At 68.7% G+C, this 20,322-nt stretch carries 19 protein-coding genes; 14 read left to right on the top strand and 5 right to left on the bottom strand.

The features are described 5' to 3' along the window. Window positions 1-66 precede the first annotated feature (66 nt). The 4 genes from EV691_RS16110 (at window position 67) to EV691_RS16095 (ending at window position 3,358) form a co-directional block, all read left to right on the top strand. Window positions 67-690, top strand: coding sequence for a 2OG-Fe(II) oxygenase (locus EV691_RS16110; protein WP_131298381.1), 624 nt, complete (start codon window positions 67-69; stop codon window positions 688-690). A gap of 25 nt (window positions 691-715) precedes the next feature. Beyond that, window positions 716-1,219, top strand: a complete 504-nt coding sequence (locus EV691_RS16105; RefSeq protein ID WP_131298379.1) for a 2-thiouracil desulfurase family protein — start codon at window positions 716-718, stop codon at window positions 1,217-1,219. Between the two features lie 122 nt (window positions 1,220-1,341). Next, entirely contained in the window at window positions 1,342-2,409 is a 1,068-nt protein-coding gene (locus EV691_RS16100; RefSeq protein ID WP_039801318.1) for an AbrB family transcriptional regulator, read from the top strand. 49 nt (window positions 2,410-2,458) lie between these two features. Beyond that, window positions 2,459-3,358: an AEC family transporter gene (locus EV691_RS16095; RefSeq protein WP_131298377.1), complete on the top strand. Its 900-nt coding sequence runs from the start codon at window positions 2,459-2,461 to the stop codon at window positions 3,356-3,358. Window positions 3,359-3,436: 78 nt separating this feature from the next. Here the strand turns inward: EV691_RS16095 and serA are convergent, their stop codons facing one another. After that, window positions 3,437-4,666: a phosphoglycerate dehydrogenase gene (serA, locus tag EV691_RS16090; protein WP_131298375.1), complete on the bottom strand. Its 1,230-nt coding sequence runs from the start codon at window positions 4,664-4,666 to the stop codon at window positions 3,437-3,439. A 205-nt stretch (window positions 4,667-4,871) separates the two neighbouring features. On the opposite strand from serA, the gene EV691_RS16085 reads away from it, so the two are divergent. The 3 genes from EV691_RS16085 to EV691_RS16075 all read left to right on the top strand — a co-directional run bounded on the left by EV691_RS16085 (window position 4,872) and on the right by EV691_RS16075 (window position 8,091). Next, window positions 4,872-6,263, top strand: coding sequence for an FAD-binding oxidoreductase (locus tag EV691_RS16085; protein ID WP_131298373.1), 1,392 nt, complete (start codon window positions 4,872-4,874; stop codon window positions 6,261-6,263). A 150-nt stretch (window positions 6,264-6,413) separates the two neighbouring features. Further along, on the top strand, window positions 6,414-7,079 hold the full coding sequence (locus EV691_RS16080) for a fumarylacetoacetate hydrolase family protein (RefSeq protein ID WP_131298372.1): 666 nt from the start codon (window positions 6,414-6,416) through the stop codon (window positions 7,077-7,079). 103 nt (window positions 7,080-7,182) lie between these two features. Then, a complete protein-coding gene (locus EV691_RS16075) occupies window positions 7,183-8,091 on the top strand; it encodes an SdiA-regulated domain-containing protein (protein ID WP_131298370.1) in 909 nt (302 codons plus the stop codon). Between the two features lie 34 nt (window positions 8,092-8,125). Here EV691_RS16075 and rpiA read toward each other — a convergent pair whose 3' ends face one another. After that, entirely contained in the window at window positions 8,126-8,806 is a 681-nt protein-coding gene (gene rpiA, locus EV691_RS16070) for a ribose-5-phosphate isomerase RpiA (RefSeq protein WP_131298368.1), read from the bottom strand. 147 nt (window positions 8,807-8,953) lie between these two features. Between rpiA and ilvA the strand changes: the two genes are divergently transcribed. The 4 genes from ilvA to EV691_RS16050 all read left to right on the top strand — a co-directional run bounded on the left by ilvA (window position 8,954) and on the right by EV691_RS16050 (window position 12,897). Next, window positions 8,954-10,468, top strand: coding sequence for a threonine ammonia-lyase, biosynthetic (gene ilvA / locus EV691_RS16065; protein WP_131298366.1), 1,515 nt, complete (start codon window positions 8,954-8,956; stop codon window positions 10,466-10,468). A 41-nt stretch (window positions 10,469-10,509) separates the two neighbouring features. Beyond that, window positions 10,510-11,010, top strand: coding sequence for a DUF2269 family protein (locus EV691_RS16060; RefSeq protein WP_131298364.1), 501 nt, complete (start codon window positions 10,510-10,512; stop codon window positions 11,008-11,010). A gap of 157 nt (window positions 11,011-11,167) precedes the next feature. After that, on the top strand, window positions 11,168-12,433 hold the full coding sequence (locus EV691_RS16055; protein ID WP_131298362.1) for an SDR family oxidoreductase: 1,266 nt from the start codon (window positions 11,168-11,170) through the stop codon (window positions 12,431-12,433). Beyond that, complete coding sequence (locus tag EV691_RS16050) at window positions 12,430-12,897, top strand: DUF2269 family protein (protein WP_131298360.1); 468 nt, start codon at window positions 12,430-12,432, stop codon at window positions 12,895-12,897. Before EV691_RS16055 ends, EV691_RS16050 begins: the two co-directional genes overlap by 4 nt. A gap of 57 nt (window positions 12,898-12,954) precedes the next feature. On the opposite strand, the gene EV691_RS16045 is transcribed toward EV691_RS16050, so the two are convergent. Beyond that, window positions 12,955-13,608, bottom strand: coding sequence for a histidinol-phosphatase (locus EV691_RS16045; protein ID WP_131298359.1), 654 nt, complete (start codon window positions 13,606-13,608; stop codon window positions 12,955-12,957). Between the two features lie 166 nt (window positions 13,609-13,774). Between EV691_RS16045 and EV691_RS16040 the strand changes: the two genes are divergently transcribed. The 3 genes from EV691_RS16040 (at window position 13,775) to EV691_RS16030 (ending at window position 17,661) form a co-directional block, all read left to right on the top strand. Beyond that, entirely contained in the window at window positions 13,775-14,254 is a 480-nt protein-coding gene (locus tag EV691_RS16040) for an RNA pyrophosphohydrolase (RefSeq protein ID WP_039801345.1), read from the top strand. Between the two features lie 23 nt (window positions 14,255-14,277). Then, window positions 14,278-16,557, top strand: a complete 2,280-nt coding sequence (gene ptsP, locus EV691_RS16035) for a phosphoenolpyruvate--protein phosphotransferase (protein ID WP_131298357.1) — start codon at window positions 14,278-14,280, stop codon at window positions 16,555-16,557. A 69-nt stretch (window positions 16,558-16,626) separates the two neighbouring features. Beyond that, window positions 16,627-17,661: a sensor domain-containing diguanylate cyclase gene (locus EV691_RS16030; RefSeq protein WP_131298355.1), complete on the top strand. Its 1,035-nt coding sequence runs from the start codon at window positions 16,627-16,629 to the stop codon at window positions 17,659-17,661. An 18-nt stretch (window positions 17,662-17,679) separates the two neighbouring features. Here the strand turns inward: EV691_RS16030 and EV691_RS16025 are convergent, their stop codons facing one another. Both EV691_RS16025 and EV691_RS16020 read right to left on the bottom strand, forming a co-directional pair. Then, window positions 17,680-18,429 (bottom strand): NRDE family protein, encoded by a 750-nt coding sequence (locus tag EV691_RS16025; RefSeq protein WP_131298354.1) that lies wholly within the window; start codon window positions 18,427-18,429, stop codon window positions 17,680-17,682. A gap of 45 nt (window positions 18,430-18,474) precedes the next feature. Next, complete coding sequence (locus EV691_RS16020; RefSeq protein ID WP_131298402.1) at window positions 18,475-20,097, bottom strand: FMN-binding glutamate synthase family protein; 1,623 nt, start codon at window positions 20,095-20,097, stop codon at window positions 18,475-18,477. Between the last annotated feature and the right edge of the window lie 225 nt (window positions 20,098-20,322).

Raw genomic sequence — 20,322 nt, 5'->3', positions numbered from 1 at the left:
GGATCCCTGCTTCATGTGATGTCGACGGCCTACTCCAAAACGTCGCCAGAACCTAGAATACCCGCCATGCATACCTCTCCCGATCATCCCCTGCTGCTGCGCATCGTCGACGACCTGGCCGGTCCCGGCTGGTCGGAGCAGAGCATCTTCCTGCCTGCGGAGCTGACCGAAGCGCTGGCGGAGGCGTGTCGTGCACGGGCGGCCGCCGGCGAGCTGACCCCGGCCGCCATCGGCCGCGGCGACCGGCAGCTGGTGCAGGAGGGCGTGCGCGGCGACTATACCGCCTGGCTGGAGCCCGGCCAGTGCGCGCCGGGCGATGCCTGGCTGGCGCTGATGGAGTCCCTGCGCCAGACCCTCAACCGCGAGCTGTTCCTCGGTCTGGAGGAGCTCGAATGCCACTTCGCCCTCTATCCGCCGGGCGCCTTCTATCAGCGCCATCTCGACCGCTTCCGCGACGACGACAGCCGCACGGTGACCGTGGTGCTCTACCTCAACGAGGCCTGGCAGCCCGACGAGGGCGGCGAGCTGCGCCTGTACCTGCCGAACGGGCGGGTCCACGACGTGATGCCGCAGGGCGGCAGCCTGGCCTGCTTCATGTCGGCGGACTTCCCCCACGAGGTGTTGCCGGCGACCCGCGAGCGGCTGTCGCTGACCGGCTGGTTCCGGCGACGCGCCGACAGCCCCCTGTAGGCGCGGTTCGCGCCGGAGTCCGGCCATGCAGAAGATCCTGGTCAGCCGTTGCCTGCTCGGCGAGCGGGTCCGCTACGACGGCGGCGCCCACGGCCCCTTCGCCCTGCTCGAAGAATGGCGGCGCCAGGGGCGCCTGGTGGCGGTCTGCCCGGAGGTCGCCGGCGGCCTGCCGACGCCCCGCCCGCCGGCGGAGATTCCCGGCGGGCAGGGCGTCCGGGTGCTGGACGGCGAATGCGCCGTGCTGACCATCGACGGCGCGGAGGTCGGCGCGGCCTTCCTCGCCGGCGCCCATGCCGCCCTGCAGCTGATCGAGGCCCATGGCATCCGCCTCGCCGTGCTCAAGGCGCGCAGCCCCTCCTGCGGCAACCGCGAGAACTACGACGGCAGCTTCAGCGGCCGGCGAGTGCCCGGCGCGGGCGTCACCGCCGCACTGCTGCGCCGCCACGGGGTGCGGGTGTTCAGCGAGGAAGAGCTGGTGGAGGCGGCTGCCGCCCTGGCGGCGCTGGAGGCGGACGGCGACGCGGAATGACCATTGGTTGCCACCAATGGCTACTCGGCGGCGGATAGACCTGATCAATTGTGCGGTCGATAATCCTCCCGGGCGTACGTTTTCGTACAGATGACACTCACCCTCGCCGTGGAGCACCCGAGGTGTCGCAGTCGCCGCGCTTTTCGCTTCGTACCTGGCCCGCCGCGCTGCAGTGGCTGGCCCTGCTGACCGCCGCCGGAACCGGCGGCTGGCTGCTCGGCCACCTGGGCCTGCCGGCCGCCTGGTTTCTCGGCCCCATGCTGGTGGCCGTGGCCTTCGGCGTCGGCGGTGCGACCATCCACATGCCCAGGCCGGCCTTCAAGCTGGGCCAGGGCTGCGTCGGCATCCTGGTCGCCCAGTCGATGACCCTGTCGGTGCTGCTGGCCCTGGCGCAGTCCTGGCACGTGATGCTGCTGGCGACGGCACTGACCCTGGCCCTCAGCCTGCTGGTGAGCCTGGGGCTGGTCTGGTTCGGTGGCATTCCCGGCAGCACCGCGGCCTGGGGGATGGCGCCGGGGGCGGCGTCGGCGATGGTCGCGATGGCCGAGGAAGACGGCGCCGACGGCCGCGTGGTGGCGACCATGCAGTACGTGCGGGTGGTCTGCGTGGTGCTGGTCGGGGCGCTGGTCGGGCATCTGACGGCCACGCCGGGCGTTGCGCCCGCCGGCCTGCCGGCGCTGCCGGTCGAGGCTGGGCTGGCGGATCTGGGCCCGAGCCTGGCGCTGATCCCGTGCGGCGTGCTGGCCGGCGCGCGCCTGCCGGCCGGCGCCCTGCTGCTGCCGCTGCTGGCCGGCGCCGCCCTGCAGGTGGGCGGCGTGCTGCGCCTGGGGCTGCCGGAGTGGCTGCCGCCCCTGGCCTATGGGGCGATCGGATGCTATATCGGGTTGCGTTTCGATCTCGCGACGCTGAGCCATGTCTGGCGCCGCCTGCCGGCGATGATCGTCGGCGCGGTGGTGCTGATCCTGCTCTGCGCGCTGTCGGCCTGGCTGATCGCGCTGCTGCTCGGCAAGGACTTCCTCTCGGTCTACCTGGCGACCACCCCCGGCGGGCTGGATGCCATGGCGATCATCGCCGTGGACACCCGCTCGGATGCCGGTCTGGTGCTGGCCATGCAGACCCTCCGCCTGTTCGGGGTGATTCTCACGGGAGCCTTCTTCGCGCGGCAGATCATGCGCCTGGCGCAGCGCTAGCGGCCTGCCGGCCGCCGGTCCCCCTTCACGCTGCCGGAGTTCTTCAGTAGTGGCCGTCCTGCAAGCAATCCTGCCCATTTTCGCCCTGATCGTGCTGGGCTACATCCTCGGTCGCCGTCAATGGCTGGGCAACCAGACCGCCCGGGAGCTGGGCAACCTGACCTTCAAGCTGTTCATGCCGATGCTGCTGTTCAGCGGCATCGCCAAGGCCGCGCTGGACGAGGGCTTTTCCCCCGCCCTGCTGCTGGCCTACTTCGTGCCGGCCCTGGGCATCTTCGCTGCGGTGAACCTGATCGGCCACCGGCTGCGCGGGCGGCCCACGCCGTTCGGCCTGACCGCCGGCTTCTCCAACAACGTGCTGGTGGGCATCCCGCTGGTCGCCAGCCTGTTCGGCAGCCCCGGGCTGGTCTACGTGTTCACCGTGCTGGCCTTCCACAGCCTGCTGCTGTTCTCCTTCCAGAGCCTGTACGGCGCGCTGGCCGCCCAGGAGGCCGTGAATGTCCGTTCCCTGCTGCTGAACCTGGCCAACCCGATGATCGTCGGGCTGCTGCTGGGCGTGCTGCTGAACCTCTCCGGCCTGCAGCTGCCGGCGCCCCTCGAGCACCTGACCCAGTGGCTGGCCCAGGCGGCGCTGCCCTGCGCGCTGATCGTGCTCGGGGTCAACCTCTCGAACTACCGCCTGCGCCCCAGCCGCGAGGCGCTCGGCATCGTCTTCGCCAAGCTGCTGGTGTTCCCGCTGGCGGTGCTGGTCTTGTGCGCGGCGCTCGGGCTGGGGCCGCTGGCCAGCTCGGTGCTGACCGCCATGGCCGCCTGCCCCAGCGGGGTCAACGTGTTCGGCTTCGTCCGCCATCCGGAGGACAGCGGGGTGGTCAGCTCGGCGATCACCCTGTCGACCCTGCTGGCGGTGCTGACCCTGCCGCTGTGGGTGTTCCTCAGCGGACATCTGTAGTCCCCGAAAACGACGAGGCCCGTACCGGGGGGTACGGGCCTCGTCGTCAGGCGACCTGCCGGCGCAGGCGCCGGCAGGTCAGAACAGCACGCGGCTGCGGATGGTGCCGCTTACCTGCTGGAGCTTCTCGAGGGCCATTTCCGAGTACTCGGCGTCGACGTCGATCACCACGTAGCCGACCTTCTCGTTGGTCTGCAGGAACTGGCCGGAGATGTTGATGCCGTTCTCGGCGAAGACCTTGTTGATCTCGCTCATCACCCCGGGGATGTTCTGGTGGATGTGCAGCAGACGGTGCTTGCCCGGGTGGGAGGGCAGGGCCACTTCCGGGAAGTTGACCGAGGACACCGAGGTGCCGTTGTCGCTGTACTTGACCAGCTTCTCGGCCACTTCCGAACCGATGTTGGCCTGGGCCTCCATGGTCGAGCCGCCGACGTGCGGGGTGAGGATGACGTTGTCGAGGCCGCGCAGCGGGCTGACGAATTCGTCGTTGTTGGAGCGCGGTTCCACCGGGAACACGTCGATGGCCGCGCCGTTCAGGTGCTTGTCCTGGATGGCGGCAGCCAGGGCGTCGATCTCGACCACGGTGCCGCGGGCGGCGTTGAGCAGGATGGCGCCCTTTTTCATGGCACGGATTTCCTTCTCGCCGATCATCCACTTGGTCGCGGCGGTTTCCGGCACGTGCAGGGTGACGATGTCGGCTTGGCCGAGCAGGTCGTAGAGGTTGCCCACCTGGCTGGCGTTGCCCAGCGGCAGCTTGGTCACCACGTCGTAGAACAGCACCTGCATGCCCAGGCTCTCGGCCAGCACCGAGAGCTGGGTGCCGATCGAGCCGTAGCCGACGATGCCGAGCTTCTTGCCGCGGATCTCGTAGGAGTGGCTGGCGCTCTTCAGCCAGCCGCCGCGGTGGCAGACCGCGTTCTTCTCGGGAATGCCGCGCAGCAGCAGGATCGCCTCGGCGAGCACCAGCTCGGCCACCGAGCGGGTGTTGGAGTAGGGCGCGTTGAACACCGCGATGCCGCGCTCGCGGGCCGCCTCCAGGTCGACCTGGTTGGTGCCGATGCAGAAGCAGCCGACCGCGACCAGCTTCTTCGCACAGTCGAAGACCTCCTCGGTCAGCTGGGTGCGCGAGCGGATGCCGATGAAGTGGGCATCGGCGATCTTCTCCTTCAGCTGGTCCTCGGGCACCGAGCCGGTCAGGTACTCGATGTTGGTGTAGCCGGCAGCCTTGAGCGTATCCAGTGCAGTCTGGTGAACGCCTTCCAGCAGAAGGAAGCGGATCTTGCTCTTGTCGAGAGAGGTCTTGCTCATCTACGTAAACCTGTTTTCCTGGAGGTGTGTGGCGATGCAGGCAGGCAGCCGGTAGTGCTGCCCGAAAAGGGCTACAGTCGCCCCGGAAATCGGCGGGAAGCACGACTCACGGGGCGGCTATGCTAGCATATCGGGCCTGCCAAACCGCCATTCCTGGTACTTGAAGGGTACTCAGGACGGCCATGAATCCTGTGAGAGTTGCCCCATGACCAATCCTGCCCTGATAGACGAGCTGAAGACCCTGGTGGAGCCCGGCAAGGTGCTCACCGACGCCGATTCCCTCAACGCCTACGGCAAGGACTGGACCAAGCATTTCGCCCCCGCCCCGCTGGCCATCGCGTTCCCGAAGAGCATAGAGCAGGTCCAGGCCATCGTCCGCTGGGCCAACGAGCGCAAGGTCGCGCTGGTGCCTTCGGGCGGGCGCACCGGGCTGTCCGCCGCCGCCGTCGCCGCCCACGGCGAGGTGGTGGTGGCCTTCGACTACATGAACCGCATCCTGCAGTTCAACGAGATCGACCGCACCGTGGTCTGCGAGCCGGGCGTGGTGACCAGGCAACTGCAGGACTTCGCCGCGGACAAGGGGCTGTACTACCCGGTCGACTTCGCTTCGGCCGGCTCCAGCCAGATCGGCGGCAACATCGGCACCAACGCCGGCGGGATCAAGGTGATCCGCTACGGCATGACCCGCAACTGGGTGGCCGGCCTCAAGGTGGTCACCGGCAAGGGCGACCTGCTCGAGCTGAACAGGGACCTGGTCAAGAACGCCACCGGCTACGACCTGCGCCAGCTGTTCATCGGCGCCGAGGGCACCCTGGGCTTCGTGGTGGAGGCCACCATGCGCCTGGACCGCGCGCCGACCAACCTCACCGCCATGGTCCTCGGCACCTCCGACCTCGATTCCATCATGCCGGTGCTGCACGCCTTCCAGGACAAGATGGACCTGACCGCCTTCGAGTTCTTCTCCGACAAGGCGCTGGCCAAGGTGCTGGCCCGCGGCGACGTGCCGGCGCCGTTCGAGACCGAGTGTCCCTTCTATGCGCTGCTGGAGTTCGAGGCGACCACCGACGAGCGCGCCGATCAGGCGCTGGCGACCTTCGAGCACTGCGTCGAGCAGGGCTGGGTGCTGGATGGGGTGATGAGCCAGAGCGAGCAGCAGCTGCAGAACCTCTGGAAGCTGCGCGAGTACATCTCCGAGACCATCTCCCACTGGACCCCGTACAAGAACGACGTCTCGGTCACCATCGGCAAGGTGCCGGCCTTCCTCAAGGAAATCGACGCGATCGTCGGCGAGCACTATCCGGACTTCGAGATCGTCTGGTTCGGCCACATCGGCGACGGCAACCTGCACCTGAACATCCTCAAGCCCGACACCATGGACAAGGACGAGTTCTTCGCCAAATGCGCCACGGTGAACAAGTGGGTGTTCGAGATCGTCGAGAAGTACAACGGCTCGATCTCCGCCGAGCACGGCGTGGGCATGACCAAGCGCGACTACCTGGGCTACAGCCGCTCGGAGGCCGAGATCGCCTACATGAAGGCGGTCAAGGCGGTGTTCGACCCGAACGGCATCATGAACCCCGGCAAGATCTTCGCCTGACCCTCGCGCCCCGGACGCAGGCCCCCGTGGCCTGCGTTTCCGTCCTTTCCCGCTCCTGGTGCCTGCGCCCGAAAAAGCCTTCGATGCCGTGCGGATTTGCCGTAGAGTCGCGCCATGGATTCCAGGCCACAAAGACACAAGGAGCCTTGCATGAGTTACCAGCATCAATACCTCGACGGTACGCGCATCCACTACCCGCTGGGCAAGGTGGTCTGCGTCGGCCGCAACTACGCCGAACATGCCCGGGAGCTGAACAACCCGGTACCTACCGAGCCCCTGTTGTTCATCAAGCCGGGCAGCTGCACGGTGCCGCTGGAAGGCGGTTTCGCCATTCCGCGCGACCGCGGCGAGGTGCACTACGAGGCGGAGATTGCCGTGCTGATCGGCAAGCCGCTGTCGCACCGGCCGAGCGCCGAGGAGGTGCGTGACGCCATCTCCGGCTTCGCCCCGGCCCTCGACCTGACCCTGCGCGACGTGCAGGCCAGGCTCAAGGAGAAGGGCCTGCCCTGGGAGCTGGCGAAAGCCTTCGACGGCGCCTACGTGCTGGCGCCTTTCGTGTCCGGCGACGCCGTCGAGGATCTCGCCGATATCGGCATCCGTCTGACCATCAACGGCGAAGTGCGCCAGGACGGCAACAGCCGCGACATGCTCAACCCCATCGTCGCCCTGATCCAGCACATCGCCGGGCATTTCAGCCTGCAGCCGGGCGACGTGGTCTCCACCGGTACGCCGGCTGGCGTCGGTCCGCTCGCCTCCGGCGATCGCCTGGTGCTGGAACTGGGCGGGCTGTCCCGCTTCGAAAGCCGCGTGCTCTGAAGCCGCCGGCCGGGCGCGTCGCGTGCCCGGCCGCTCGAATTCATCTTCGTTTAAGGCGGCCCCGGCACGCTTCCGGGCTGCCTTGTCCTGCGGAAGCCAATCCATGCCCATTTCCTTCGCCCGTGCGCCCCGCCGGCGCCTGCTGCTCAAACTCGCCCTGTTGCTGCTTGTCCTGGCCGTGCTGGTGGTCGGCCGCGAGTGGCGCTGGCTCGATCTGCTCCGGCTGTCCTGGCAGGAATGCCGGACGGAGCCGGCGGCGCGCGCCGCCGGCGTCTGGCTGCCCGATTACCGGCTGGCGCTGGAGGTCGAGCTGGCCGGCCTGGAGGAGGACGAAACCTCCGGCCTGACCTGGAACCCGCAGACCGGCACCCTGTTCACCGTCACCGGCAAGCATCCGCAGCTGGTGGAGATCAGCCCCGAGGGCGCGGTCCTGCGACGCATCCGCCTGACCGGCTTTTCCGATCCGGAAGGAGTGGAGGCGCTCGGCGACGGGCGTCTGGCCATCGTCGACGAGCGCCGCCGCCTGCTGGCGCTGTTCCGGCTGCCGCCGGGCGCGGACAGCTTCGATCTGGCCGACGCGCAGCGTGTCGATCTCGGTTTCGCCGCCGCCGGCAACAAGGGCTTCGAGGGGCTGGGCTGGGATGCGCGGACGAATCGCCTGCTGCTGGCCCTGGAGCGCCCGCCGGCGCTGTTCGGCCTCGCCGTTTCCGCCGAGGGCGCCGCCGGCGAGCTGCAGCCGCTGCCCGGCGAGGGGCTGCCGGTGCGCGACCTGTCCTCGCTGACCGTCGATCCGCGCAGCGGCCATCTGCTGTTGCTGTCCGACGAGTCGCGCCTGCTGGTGGAGTTCGACCGCGAGGGCCGGCCACTCAGCTTCATCAGCCTGCTCGGCGGCTTCAACGGCCTGGGGCGTGGAATCAAGCAGGCGGAGGGGGTGGCGATGGACGCGGCGGGCAACCTCTACGTGGTCGGCGAGCCGAACCGCTTCCACGTGTTCCGCAAGACCCATCCCTGAGTCCGGGCGGGCGTCCGTGCCCGCCGCCCCGGCCTCAGGGCTTCGGGCGCTCGATCCGCTCCACGCCGTTGCGGGTGCCGAGCAGCAGCAGGTCGGCCGGGCGCGCGGCGAACAGGCCGTTGGTGACCACCCCGACGATGTTGTTGATGTCGGACTCCAGCTGCCGGGGGTTGGTGATCTGCATGTTGTACACGTCGAGGATCACGTTGCCGTTGTCGGTCACCACGCCCTCGCGGTAGACCGGATCGCCGCCCAGCCAGACCAGCTGGCGCGCCACATGGCTGCGGGCCATGGGGATCACCTCCACCGGCAGCGGGAAGTCGCCGAGAAAGTCGACCCGCTTGCTCTCGTCGGCGATGCAGATGAAGGTCTGGGCCACCGCGGCGACGATCTTCTCGCGGGTCAGCGCGGCGCCGCCGCCCTTGATCAGCTCCAGGTGCTTGTTGCACTCGTCGGCGCCGTCCACGTAGAACTCCAGGTCGGCGACGTTGTTCAGGTCGTACACTTCGATGCCGTGGCCCTTCAGGCGTGCGGCGGTGGCCTCGGAGCTGGCCACGGCGCCGTCGAAGTCCAGCCGGTGACGGGCCAGCAGGTCGATGAAGAAGTTGGCGGTCGAGCCGGTGCCGACGCCGACGATGCTCTTCGAGGTGAGCTGCGGAAGGATGTGGTCGAGGGCGGCCTGGGCCACGGCCTGCTTGAGCTGGTCCTGGGTCATGCGGGAGTCTTCGTCGAATGGGTGGGATGGACGCGATTATAGCCGCGCCCGGGCCGGCCTGGCGTCCTCCGGCGCGCGATGGGTGGCCGGCCGCGACGGTGACGGAGTAGACTGGCCCATTCCTTTCCTGCTTCCCGATGTCCGCCGATGCTCGAACAGTACGTCAAGAAGATCCTCACCTCGCGCGTCTACGACGTCGCCGTCGAAACCCCTTTGCAGCCCGCCCGCCAGCTCTCCGAGCGTCTCGGCAACCAGATCCTGCTCAAGCGCGAGGACCTGCAGCCGGTGTTCTCCTTCAAGATCCGCGGCGCCTACAACAAGGTGGCCCAGCTGGGCGAGGTGGAACTGGCGCGCGGCGTGGTCACCGCCTCGGCCGGCAACCATGCCCAGGGCGTGGCCCTGGCGGCCAGGCACCTGGGCATCAAGGCGATCATCGTGATGCCGAGGACCACCCCGGAGATCAAGGTCCAGGCGGTGCGCGCCCGCGGCGCCAAGGTGGTGCTGCACGGCGACGCCTTTCCCGAGGCGCTGGCCCATTCGCTGAAGCTGGTCGAGGAGAAGGGCTACACCTTCATTCACCCCTACGACGATCCCGACGTGATCGCCGGGCAGGGCACCGTGGCCATGGAGATCCTCCGCCAGCAGCCGGGCCGGCTGGACGCCGTGTTCGTGCCGGTCGGCGGCGGCGGACTGATTGCGGGCATCGCCGCCTACGTGAAGTACCTGCGTCCCGAGGTGAAGGTGATCGGCGTCGAGCCGGCGGACTCCAACTGCCTGCAGGCGGCGCTGGCCGCCGGCGAGCGGGTGGTGCTGCCGCAGGTCGGGCTGTTCGCCGACGGCGTGGCGGTGGCGCAGATCGGCGCCCACACCTTCGACATCTGCCGTCACCATGTGGACGAGGTGGTCACCGTCAGCACCGACGAGATCTGCGCGGCGATCAAGGACATCTACGACGACACCCGCTCGATCACCGAGCCGGCCGGCGCCCTGGCGGTGGCCGGGATCAAGCGCTACGTCGAGCGCGAGGAGGCGGCCGGGCAGACCCTGGTGGCCATCGACTCCGGCGCCAACATCAACTTCGACCGCCTGCGCCATGTCGCCGAACGCGCCGAGCTGGGCGAGAAGCGCGAGGCGATCATCGCCGTGACCATCCCCGAGCAGCCGGGCAGCTTCAAGGCGTTCTGCCAGGCGATCGGCAAGCGGCAGATCACCGAGTTCAACTACCGCTACAACCGCCCGGACCACGCGCACATCTTCGTCGGTGTGCAGACTCACCCGGAGAACGATCCGCGCGAGCAGCTGGTGGCCAGCCTGCGCGAGCAGGGCTTCCCGGTGCTCGACCTGACCGACGACGAGCTGGCCAAGCTGCACATCCGCCACATGGTCGGCGGCCACGCGGCAGGTGTCAGCGACGAGGTGGTGCTGCGCTTCGAGTTCCCCGAGCGCCCCGGCGCGCTGTTCAACTTCCTCAGCAAGCTCGGCGGGCGCTGGAACATCTCGATGTTCCACTACCGCAACCACGGCGCCGCCGACGGCCGCGTGGTGGCCGGCCTGCAGGTGCCGGCGGGCGAGCGCCACCTGCTGCCGGCGGCCCTCGAGGCGATCGGCTATCCGTACTGGGACGAGACCGACAACCCGGCCTACCGGCTGTTCCTCGGCTGAGCCACCGGCAGCCCGCCCGATCTCACAAGGACGTGCACGCGATGGAACACTTCGCCCTGCTCAGGATGCTCCATGGCGTGGCCGGCGCGCTGCTGTTGGTGGTCTTGCTCGCGTTCGCCGGATTCTGCTGGCGCATGCGTCCCCGCCCGCAGGGGACGGCGCAGCCGAGCGCCGAAACGCAGGCCGAGACGGGCGCGGACGAGCCGGCGGAGGCGGACATGGAGATAGCCGCACCGGCAGAGCCGGAGGCGCCCTCGCGCACCTCGCCCTGGCCCGCGCTGTGCGCCGTCCTGCTGCTGCTCTGCCTGGTCGGCCTGCCGGTCAGCGGCTGGTGGCTGGCGCACCTGGCCGGCTGGCCGCTGGGGCAGCCCTGGCTGCTCGGCAGCTCGCTGCTGTTTTTGCCGGGCTCGCTCTGCGGGCTGTGGCTGGCCTCGAGGGTCGTCGGACGCAAGCCGGGCGTGCGGCGCGGCCTGGGGCTGGCGGTGATCGGGCTGCTGTGCTTCGGAGCCAGCCTCGGGCTGATGGTGGCCAAGCCCGTCTGAGGCGCGGCACAGTGCGATCCCGAGCCGTACGAGCAACCGCAGGATATAGTGGTGGCCTTTGGCTACTTCGCCTTATGCTGTCCGCTCGCAGGGAGGTGATCGCCATGCCCCATCGACAGAACTCCAACCGCCGTACCCGGCTTCGGGAGCCGTACTGATGCGCATCCTGCTGGTCGGTGCCGGCGGCTTCATCGGCCGTCACCTGCATGCCGCGCTGCGCGCGGCCGGCCACCGGGTGCAGGCCTGCGCGCGCTGTCCCGACCCCGCGGCGCCGGGCGACTGGTGCCGGCTCGAGCTGGCCGAGCTGGCTCGCGATCCGCAGGCCTTTGCCTGGCCTGAAGGTATCGAGCTGGTGATCAATGCCGCAGGCCTGCTATCGACGGATCGCAATCAACTGCATGAAGTCCAGAACCGCGGCGCCTGCGCCCTGTTCGAGCGGGCCGCGGCCCATGGCGCGCGGGTGCTGCAGATCTCCGCCCTGGGCGCGGAGCAGGGGGCGGATACCGACTTTCTTGCCAGCAAGGCCGCGGCCGATCACTACCTGCTCGGGCTCGGCATTCCTGCCGTGGTGCTGCGTCCGTCCCTGGTGCTCGGTCCCGGTGCCGCCAGCAGCCGCTGGCTGCAGCGCCTGTCACCCTGGCCGCTGATCCCGCTGCTGGACAACCGCGCACGGCTGCAACCCTTGCACGTCGACGACCTCTGCGGCGCGGTGCTGGCCCTGCTGCAGCGCTGGCCGGAGCAGCCGTGCAGTCTGGCGCTGGTCGGACCCGAAGCCATGACCCAGGACCAGTTGCTGGACCGCCTGCGTGCCGCCCAGGGTTGGGGGCCGGGGCGCTACCGGGAGCTGCCGCGGGCATTGACCGGACTCGGCGCGGCGCAGGGCGAGCGCTTCGGCTGGCGCGCCCTGAACCGGCAGACCCTGAAGCTGGCCCGGCGCGACAACCTGGCCTCGCCCGAGCCGCTGGCGGGCGCCTGCGGTTACCGCTGCCTGCCGCTCGAGGCGCGCCTGCACGACTGGCCGTCGCCCGCGGACAGCGTGCGCCTGGCCCTGCAGCCGCTGACGCTGGCGCTGTTGGTGGTGATCTGGCTGGGCACGGCGCTGGTCTGTCTCGGCCCCGGCTTCGACTGGGGGCTGCGCATCCTCGCCGAAGCCGGCATCGGCGGCTGGCCGGCGCGGCTGGCAGTGATCGGCGGCGCGCTGTTCGATGCGCTGCTCGGTTTCGGCCTGCTGCTGCCGCGCTGGCGCCGGCGCGCGCTGCAGGCGCAGATCCTCCTGATGCTGGGCTACACCGCCCTCATCACCTGGCTGCTACCGCACTACTGGCTCGATCCCTTCCAGGGGGTCGGCAAGAACCTGGTGCTGCTGCCTGTCAGCCTCTGGCTGCTGTGGTTGCAGCCTTCCCATGCACGGAGCCGGCCATGAGCTTCTACCTGCTGCTGAAGACGCTGCACATCCTGTCCTCCACCCTGCTGTTCGGCACCGGCCTGGGTTCGGCCTACTATGCCTGGCGCGCGTGGAAGAGCGGGCAGGTGGCGACCATCGCCACCACCTTCCGTCATCTGGTCACCGCCGACTGGCTGTTCACCACACCCACTGCACTGCTCCAGCCGCTCAGCGGCGCGGCCATGGTCTACCTGGCCGGCTGGCCGCTGGGGCAGGCCTGGCTGCTGGTGACCCTGGCCCTGTACGTCCTGGCCGGGCTGTGCTGGCTGCCCGTGGTCTGGCTGCAGATCCGCGTGCGCGATCTGGCCGTGCAGGCCGAGCGCGAGGGCACGTCGCTGCCGGCCCGCGCCGGGCGCTACATGGCCTGGTGGTTCGCCCTCGGCTGGCCGGCGTTCGGCGTCTTCGTGGTGATCTTCTTCCTGATGGTGCTCAAGCCGGCCTGAACGCCATCAACGAAAACGGCGCCCGCAGGCGCCGTCGGCATTCGGGCCGTCGCCCGTTCAGCGCAGCGAGATCACCGGCCAGCCGCGCCGTTCGGCTTCCGCCCGCAGGCTGGGGTCGGGATCGACCGCCACCGGGTGGCTGACCCGCTCGAGCAGCGGCAGGTCGTTGTGCGAGTCGCTGTAGAAGTGGCTGCCTTCCAGCGAGTGACCGGTTTCCGCCAGCCAGCGGTTCAGGCGCTCGACTTTGCCTTCCTTGAAGCAGGGCACGTCGGTGGTGCGCCCGGTGTAGCGGCCGCCGGCCATTTCGCATTCGGTGGCAAGCAGGGTGTCGACGCCGAGGCGGGCGGCGATGGGGCCGGTGACGAAGCGGTTGGTGGCGGTGATGATCGCCAGCTTGTCACCCTGGCTGCGGTGCCGCTCGATGAGTTCCCGGCCCTTGGCGAGGATGATCGGCTCGATGCACTCGTGCATGAACGTCCGGTGCCACTCGTCGAGCATGGCCATCTCGGTGCGGCCGAGGATCTCCAGGCTGAAGTTCAGGTAGTCGACGATGTTCAGCCGCCCGGCCAGGTAGTCCTGGTAGAAGGCGTCGTTGCGCGCCTTGTAGGTGTCGCCGTCGAGGATGCCGCGCTCGCAGAGCCAGTCGCCCCAGGCATGGTCGCTGTCGCCGGCCAGCAGGGTGTTGTCGAGATCGAATAGAGCCAGACGCACGCTAGAACCTCGGTCAGGGAAGGGGAGTCGGAGTGCGGCGAAGCATAACGGTTCCACGGCAAAAAAAGCAGGAGAGCCGCCGGCGCTCCCCCCTTGCCCTGCCCGCTTCTGGCGCGAACCTTTTTGTGGAACAATGCCTGCACATGCGTTCGCAAGGTTCATTGCCGTGATCGACCCCGATGGATTTCGTCCCAATGTCGGCATCATCCTGACCAATGAGATCGGTCAGGTGCTCTGGGCGCGGCGGATCAACCAGGATGCCTGGCAGTTCCCCCAGGGCGGCATCGACGCACGGGAATCGCCGGAGGAGGCGCTGTTCCGCGAGCTCAACGAGGAGGTCGGACTGGAGCAGCAGGATGTGCAGATCCTCGCCTGCACCCGTGGCTGGTTGCGCTATCGTCTGCCACAGCGCCTGGTGCGCTCGCACAGCCAGCCGCTGTGCATCGGCCAGAAGCAGAAGTGGTTTCTCCTGCGCCTGCTTTCCGATGAGCAGCGGGTGCGCATGGATCTTACCGGCAAGCCGGAATTCGACGGTTGGCGCTGGGTCAGCTACTGGTATCCGCTGGGCCAGGTGGTCGCCTTCAAGCGCGAGGTCTACCGGCGCGCGCTGAAAGAACTCGCCCCGCGCCTGTTGGCACGGGACTGATCAGACGGAGCTCAAGGCGGGCCATGCTCAACACGCTGCGCAAGATCGTCCAGGAAGTGAATGCCGCCAAGGATCTCAAGACGGCACTGGGCATCATCGTGCGTCGCGTCAAGGAGACCATGGGCAGCCAGGTCTGCTCGGTCTACCTCCTCGATCCGGAAACCAACCGCTTCGTGCTGATGGCCACCGAGGGGCTCAACAAGCGCTCCATAGGCAAGGTCAGCATGGCCTCCAACGAGGGCCTGGTCGGCCTGGTCGGCACCCGCGAGGAGCCGCTCAACCTGGAGAACGCGGCCGACCACCCCCGCTACCGCTACTTCGCCGAGACCGGCGAGGAGCGCTACGCCTCCTTCCTCGGCGCACCGATCATCCACCACCGGCGGGTGATGGGCGTGCTGGTCATCCAGCAGAAGGAGCGCCGCGAGTTCGACGAGGGCGAGGAAGCCTTCCTGGTGACCATGAGCGCGCAGCTCGCCGGGGTCATCGCCCATGCCGAGGCGACCGGCTCGATCCGCGGCCTCGGCCGGCAGGGCAAGGGCATCCAGGAGGCGCGCTTCATCGGCGTGCCGGCCGCGCCGGGCGTCGCCGTCGGCAAGGCCGTGGTGGTGCTGCCGCCGGCCGACCTGGAGGTGGTGCCGGACAGGGCGACGGAGGACGTCAAGGCCGAACTGGAACTGTTCCACAGCGCCCTGGAGTCGGTGCGCGCCGACATCCGCGCGCTGTCCGCCAAACTGGCCACCCAGTTGCGCCCGGAAGAGCGCGCGCTGTTCGACGTCTACCTGATGATGCTCGACGACGCCTCTCTGGGCTGCGAGGTGCAGCGGGTGATCAAGACCGGCCAGTGGGCCCAGGGCGCCCTGCGCCAAGTGGTCAACGAGCACATCAAGCGCTTCGAGCTGATGGACGACGCCTACCTGCGCGAGCGCGCCTCCGACGTCAAGGACCTCGGCCGGCGCCTGCTCGCCTACCTGCAGCAGGCCCGCCAGCAGACCATGGTCTATGCGGAGAACACCATCCTGGTCAGCGAGGAGCTGAGCCCGGCGATGCTCGGTGAGCTGCCCGAGGGCAAGCTGGTCGGCCTGGTCTCGGTGCAGGGCTCGGGCAACTCCCACGTGGCGATCCTCGCCCGCGCCATGGGCATTCCCACGGTGATGGGGGCAGTCGACCTGCCCTATTCGAAGATGGACGGCATCGACCTGATCGTCGACGGCTACCATGGCGAGGTCTACACCAATCCCAGCGAGCTGCTGCGCCAGCAGTTCGCCGAGCTGGTCGAGGAGGAACGCCAGCTGACCCAGGGCCTGGACGCCCTGCGCGAGCTGCCCTGCGAAACCCTCGACGGCCACCGCCTGCCGCTGTGGGTCAACACCGGGCTGCTCGCCGATGTCGCCCGCGCCCAGGAGCGCGGCGCCGAGGGGGTGGGCCTGTACCGCACCGAAGTGCCGTTCATGAACAACGAGCGCTTCCCCAGCGAGAAGGAGCAGCTGGCGATCTACCGCGACCAGCTGTCCGCCTTCCATCCGCTGCCGGTGACCATGCGCACCCTGGACATCGGCGGCGACAAGGCGCTGTCCTACTTCCCGATCAAGGAAAGCAACCCCTTCCTCGGCTGGCGCGGCATCCGCGTCACCCTCGACCACCCGGAAATCTTCCTGGTGCAGGTCCGCGCCATGCTCAAGGCCAGCGAGGGGCTGAACAACCTGCGCATCCTGCTGCCGATGATCTCCTCGATCCACGAGCTGGACGAGGCGCTGCACCTGATCCACCGCGCCTGGGGCGAGGTCCGCGACGAGGGCACCGATGTGCCGATGCCGCCGATCGGGGTGATGGTGGAGGTTCCCGCGGCGGTCTACCAGACGCGCGAGATCTCCCGGCTGGTGGATTTCCTCTCGGTCGGCTCCAACGACCTGACCCAGTACCTGCTGGCGGTGGACCGCAACAACCCGCGGGTCGCCGACCTCTACGACTATCTGCATCCGGCCGTGCTGCAGGCGCTCTACAAGGTGGTGCAGGATGCCCATGGCGAAGGCAAGCCGGTGAGCATCTGCGGCGAGATGGCCGGCGATCCCTCGGCGGCAGTGCTGCTGATGGCCATGGGCTTCGACAGCCTGTCGATGAACGCCACCAACCTGCCCAAGGTCAAGTGGCTGCTGCGCCAGGTCACCCTGGGCAAGGCCAAGGAACTGCTCGGCCAACTGATGGCCATCGACAATCCGCAGGTCATCCACAGCACGCTGCAGCTGGCCCTGCGCAACCTTGGCCTCGGCCGGGTGATCAATCCGGTGGCTTCGCTGCAGGGGTGAGCGGCAGGCCTGTAGCCAGCCGTGAGATCTTCCGAGGCTGGCGTCGGCGACAAGTCTGGAACGAAGCTTATGGATGAGCTCGAGGTTACCGGTAGTCCCTATGGTTCGGCCCCCGAGGCCGTCGCGCGCACCTTGCGCTTCGCGCTGGAAATCGTCAGCGACGGCATCTGGGACTGGGACATCCGCACCAATCACGTCAAGCGCAGCCCGGGCTGGTACGCCATGCTCGGTCATGCCGTGGACAGCCTGCCGGAGAACGTCGTGACCTGGCACGAGGTGATCCACCCGGAGGACTTCGAGCGGGTCATGCGCGGCTTCCAGGCCTACCTGGACGGGACGCAGCCCGTCTACGCCGAGGAGTACCGCTGCCGCTGCCGCGATGGCGACTACCTGTGGATCAGCGATCACGGCCGCTTCGTCGGGTTCGACGGGGAGGGCCGGCCGACCCGGATGATCGGCGCGCACCGCAACATTCACGAGCGCAAGCTGGCCGAGCTGGCCCTGCAGCAGAAGAACCAGGAGCTGGCGGAGCTCAACCTGACCCTCGAAGCGCTGGTGGCGGCGCGCACTGAGGCCTTGCACCAGACGAATCGGGCGCTGGCCGAGCAGGTTGCGCTGGCCATGCGCCTCAGCGAGATCGATCCGCTCACCCAGGTCGCCAACCGGCGCGGCTTCGAACGGCAACTGCAGGCCGAGTGGCACCGCCTGCAACGGCATGGCCATCCCTGTGCCTTGCTGATGTTCGACCTCGACCATTTCAAGCGGATCAACGACAGCCTCGGCCACCCCACCGGGGATCGGGTGCTGGTCGCGGTGGCGGAGGCGGTGCGCCAGGACCTGAGGGATGTGGACTGCTTTGCCCGCTGGGGCGGAGAGGAGTTCGTCGTGCTGCTGCCGGACACCGACGCCGCTGCGGCCTGTGCGCTGGCGGAGCGTCTGCGCCTGGACCTGCGGCGGATCGATGCCGCGTTGCCGATGCAGCTCACCGCCAGCTTCGCCGTGGGAGAGATGCGCCCGGACGAAGACCCGGTCGCGCTGGTCCGCCGCCTGGACAATGCGCTTTACCTGGCCAAGCGGCAGCGGGACTGCATCGTGGTCTGCTAGCCGCCTGGGCCGCACGGCTCACGGGAGATCGAGCTTCACCTCGCCGAGGCGGGCGCCGCAGGGGCCGAAGCTGCGCTCGAGCAACTCCACGCTGCCGTCGGCCCGCATGATCAGCGCGGTGCTGGAGCAGGTGCCGTAGTCCGCACTGACGATGAACACGCTCGACAGCAGGCGTTCCCTGGCCAGGCCGACGCCGGTGTCCGGCAGTTCCGCGTCCGCCGCCGGCCGCCGGTCCTGCACCGCTGCCAGCAGGCAGTCCGCCCGCGGCGTTTCCAGGCACTCGGCCAGGGCCGCCTTGGCGCGGCGCAGCTTCGGCCAGGGCGTGTCCAGGGCGGCGTTGGAGAGGCCGTAGAGTCCTGCCGGCAGGCGCCGCGGCGCCGTCTCGCGGGCGTGGTAGTACCAGAGTTCCCCGGCCGTGCCGGCCAGCAGGTTGAAGCCGGTATAGTCCTGCGCCCGCTCTGCCACCTGCTCCAGATAGGCTTCGGGCGACAGCGCGCCGAGCAGAAAGCCCGCCGGCAGCTCGCCGCGGCTGCGCCGGCCCGGCGGCTGGCGCGGGTCGCGGATGTTGGTCACGGCGGCGACGCGCCCGCCGGGGCCGACGCCCAGCCAGGTGCCGCCGGCCTCCAGGTCGCGTCCGGCATGGATGTCCGGCGCTTCCGGCCAGGCTGCCAGGGGCAGGCTGGGCCGGGCGTAGAACTCGTCGCGGTTGGCGGCCAGCACCAGCGGCGTGGCATGGCCGGGGCGCCAGGCGAAAACGATCAGGCACATGGAGCCTCCCGCCAGTGGGTACGTGGTCGTCGGCGGCCGGAGTGGTCAGTCCACCATAGCGCCGAAGCTGTCGGCCCGGGCCATTTTCCACATACGTGCATGGAGATGGAGCTTGCCCTTGCCCCTGGCTTCGCTGTCGAGCAGTTCGCCCGGCTTGAGGAAGACGTGCTGCTGGGAAAACAGCTTGATCTCGGTGGCGGAAATACGTCGCACCAGATGCTTGGCATCCACCTGCGAAGGGTGCTCGAGGCCGGCGGCGGCGAGCATTTCGGCCAGGGTCCTGAGGGTGTTGCGATGGAAGTTGTGGACCTGCTGGGCCTTGTCCTCGACCACGACCGCGCGCTGGCGCAGCGGATCCTGGGTAGCGATGCCGGTGGGGCACTTGTTGGTGTGGCACGATTGCGACTGGATGCAGCCGAGGGCGAACATGAAGCCGCGCGCCGAGTTGGCCCAGTCGGCACCGATGGCCAGCACGCTGAGGATGTCGAAGGCGCTGACGATCTTGCCGCTGGTGCCGAGCTTGATCTTGTCGCGCAGGTTCGCCCCGACCAGGGTGTTGTGCACGAACAGCAGGGCTTCGCGCATCGGCACGCCGATGTGGTCGGCGAATTCCAGAGGTGCGGCCCCGGTGCCGCCCTCCTTGCCGTCGACGACGATGAAGTCGGGCAGGATGCCGGTTTCCAGCATGGCCTTGACGATTCCCATGAACTCCCAGAGATGGCCCAGGCAGAACTTGAAGCCGACCGGCTTGCCGCCGGACAGCTCGCGCAGCTGGGCGATGAACTGCATCAGCTCGATCGGGGTGGAGAAGGCGCTATGGCATGCCGGCGACACGCAGTCCTCGTTCATCGGCACGCCGCGGGTCGCGGAGATTTCCGGGGTGATCTTGTGCTTGGGCAGGATGCCGCCGTGGCCCGGCTTGGCGCCCTGGCTGAGCTTGATCTCGATCATCCGCACCTGGGGACTCCTGGCCTGGACGGCGAAGCGCTCCGGGTCGAAGCGGCCGTCGCTGGTGCGGCAGCCGAAATAGCCGCTGCCCAGTTCCCACACCAGGTCGCCGCCGTGTTCGCCGTGATGGGGACTGATGCCGCCCTCGCCGCTGTCGTGGTAGAAGTTGCCGAGCTTGGCGCCCTTGTTCAGGGCGCGGACGGCATTGGCGCTGAGCGAGCCGAAGCTCATCGCCGAAATGTTGAACAGCGAGGCCGAATAGGGCTGGGTGCATTGCGGCCCGCCGATGAGGACCCGGAAGCTGTCGGGGTCGGCCAGCGGCGCCGGGCGCATGGAGTGGCCGATGAACTCGAAGCCGTTCTCGTAGACGTCGACCAGCGTGCCGAAGGGCTTGTCCCCGCTCTTGTTCCTCGCCCGCGCATAGATCAGCAGGCGCTGGGTCCGGGAGAAGGGCAGCCGCTCGTTGTCGCCCTCGATCAGGTACTGGCGAATCTCCGGGCGAATGCTTTCGATCAGGTAGCGCAGGTTGCCGAGGATCGGGTAGTTGCGCCGCACCGCATGGCGCGTCTGCAGCAGGTCGGCGATGCCGAGCAGGCTCAGCGCGGCGCTGGCCAGGGTGAAGGGGCGGAGCCATTCGTGCTCCCAGAGGGGAAGGCTGCACAGGGTGAATGCCACGCAGAAGGCGAAGAAGGCGTATCGGCTCAGCAGCGAGATGTTCATGGGCGGGACGTGCATGCAAGGACCTCGGTTTTTTGAGCGGTTGTCGGCATCCTGCATGGCATGCATACGACCTGCCAAGTGCGCGGTGACCATCGGGTGGACTGCGGCAGCGGCGACGGGCGGTCCGGCGGCGCCGATCGGAGCTCATGGGGAGCGCCCCTCAAGCGCCCGTGCTTGGCGGGCGGCCGCCGAATTCCGGTACCATGCCGCCTTTGCTCAAGAGGG

It is taken from the genome of Azotobacter chroococcum, assembly GCF_004339665.1.
In the GTDB taxonomy this organism is placed as follows: domain Bacteria; phylum Pseudomonadota; class Gammaproteobacteria; order Pseudomonadales; family Pseudomonadaceae; genus Azotobacter; species Azotobacter chroococcum.
The sequence above is the reverse complement of the archived record's forward strand: the minus strand, read 5'-3'. Positions and strand labels throughout refer to the sequence as shown.

Excerpts from the sequence above, each read along its gene's own strand:
- EV691_RS16050 (WP_131298360.1), top strand. The coding sequence starts at position 12,430 with ATGAGCTTCTACCTGCTGCTGAAGACGCTGCACATCCTGTCCTCCACC.
- EV691_RS16105 (WP_131298379.1), top strand. The coding sequence starts at position 716 with ATGCAGAAGATCCTGGTCAGCCGTTGCCTGCTCGGCGAGCGGGTCCGC.
- EV691_RS16110 (WP_131298381.1), top strand. The coding sequence starts at position 67 with ATGCATACCTCTCCCGATCATCCCCTGCTGCTGCGCATCGTCGACGAC.
- EV691_RS16020 (WP_131298402.1), bottom strand. The coding sequence starts at position 20,097 with ATGAACATCTCGCTGCTGAGCCGATACGCCTTCTTCGCCTTCTGCGTG.
- EV691_RS16025 (WP_131298354.1), bottom strand. The coding sequence starts at position 18,429 with ATGTGCCTGATCGTTTTCGCCTGGCGCCCCGGCCATGCCACGCCGCTG.
- EV691_RS16060 (WP_131298364.1), top strand. The coding sequence starts at position 10,510 with ATGGAACACTTCGCCCTGCTCAGGATGCTCCATGGCGTGGCCGGCGCG.
- EV691_RS16030 (WP_131298355.1), top strand. The coding sequence starts at position 16,627 with ATGGATGAGCTCGAGGTTACCGGTAGTCCCTATGGTTCGGCCCCCGAG.
- rpiA (WP_131298368.1), bottom strand. The coding sequence starts at position 8,806 with ATGACCCAGGACCAGCTCAAGCAGGCCGTGGCCCAGGCCGCCCTCGAC.
- serA (WP_131298375.1), bottom strand. The coding sequence starts at position 4,666 with ATGAGCAAGACCTCTCTCGACAAGAGCAAGATCCGCTTCCTTCTGCTG.
- EV691_RS16055 (WP_131298362.1), top strand. The coding sequence starts at position 11,168 with ATGCGCATCCTGCTGGTCGGTGCCGGCGGCTTCATCGGCCGTCACCTG.
- ptsP (WP_131298357.1), top strand. The coding sequence starts at position 14,278 with ATGCTCAACACGCTGCGCAAGATCGTCCAGGAAGTGAATGCCGCCAAG.
- EV691_RS16085 (WP_131298373.1), top strand. The coding sequence starts at position 4,872 with ATGACCAATCCTGCCCTGATAGACGAGCTGAAGACCCTGGTGGAGCCC.
- EV691_RS16080 (WP_131298372.1), top strand. The coding sequence starts at position 6,414 with ATGAGTTACCAGCATCAATACCTCGACGGTACGCGCATCCACTACCCG.
- ilvA (WP_131298366.1), top strand. The coding sequence starts at position 8,954 with ATGCTCGAACAGTACGTCAAGAAGATCCTCACCTCGCGCGTCTACGAC.
- EV691_RS16075 (WP_131298370.1), top strand. The coding sequence starts at position 7,183 with ATGCCCATTTCCTTCGCCCGTGCGCCCCGCCGGCGCCTGCTGCTCAAA.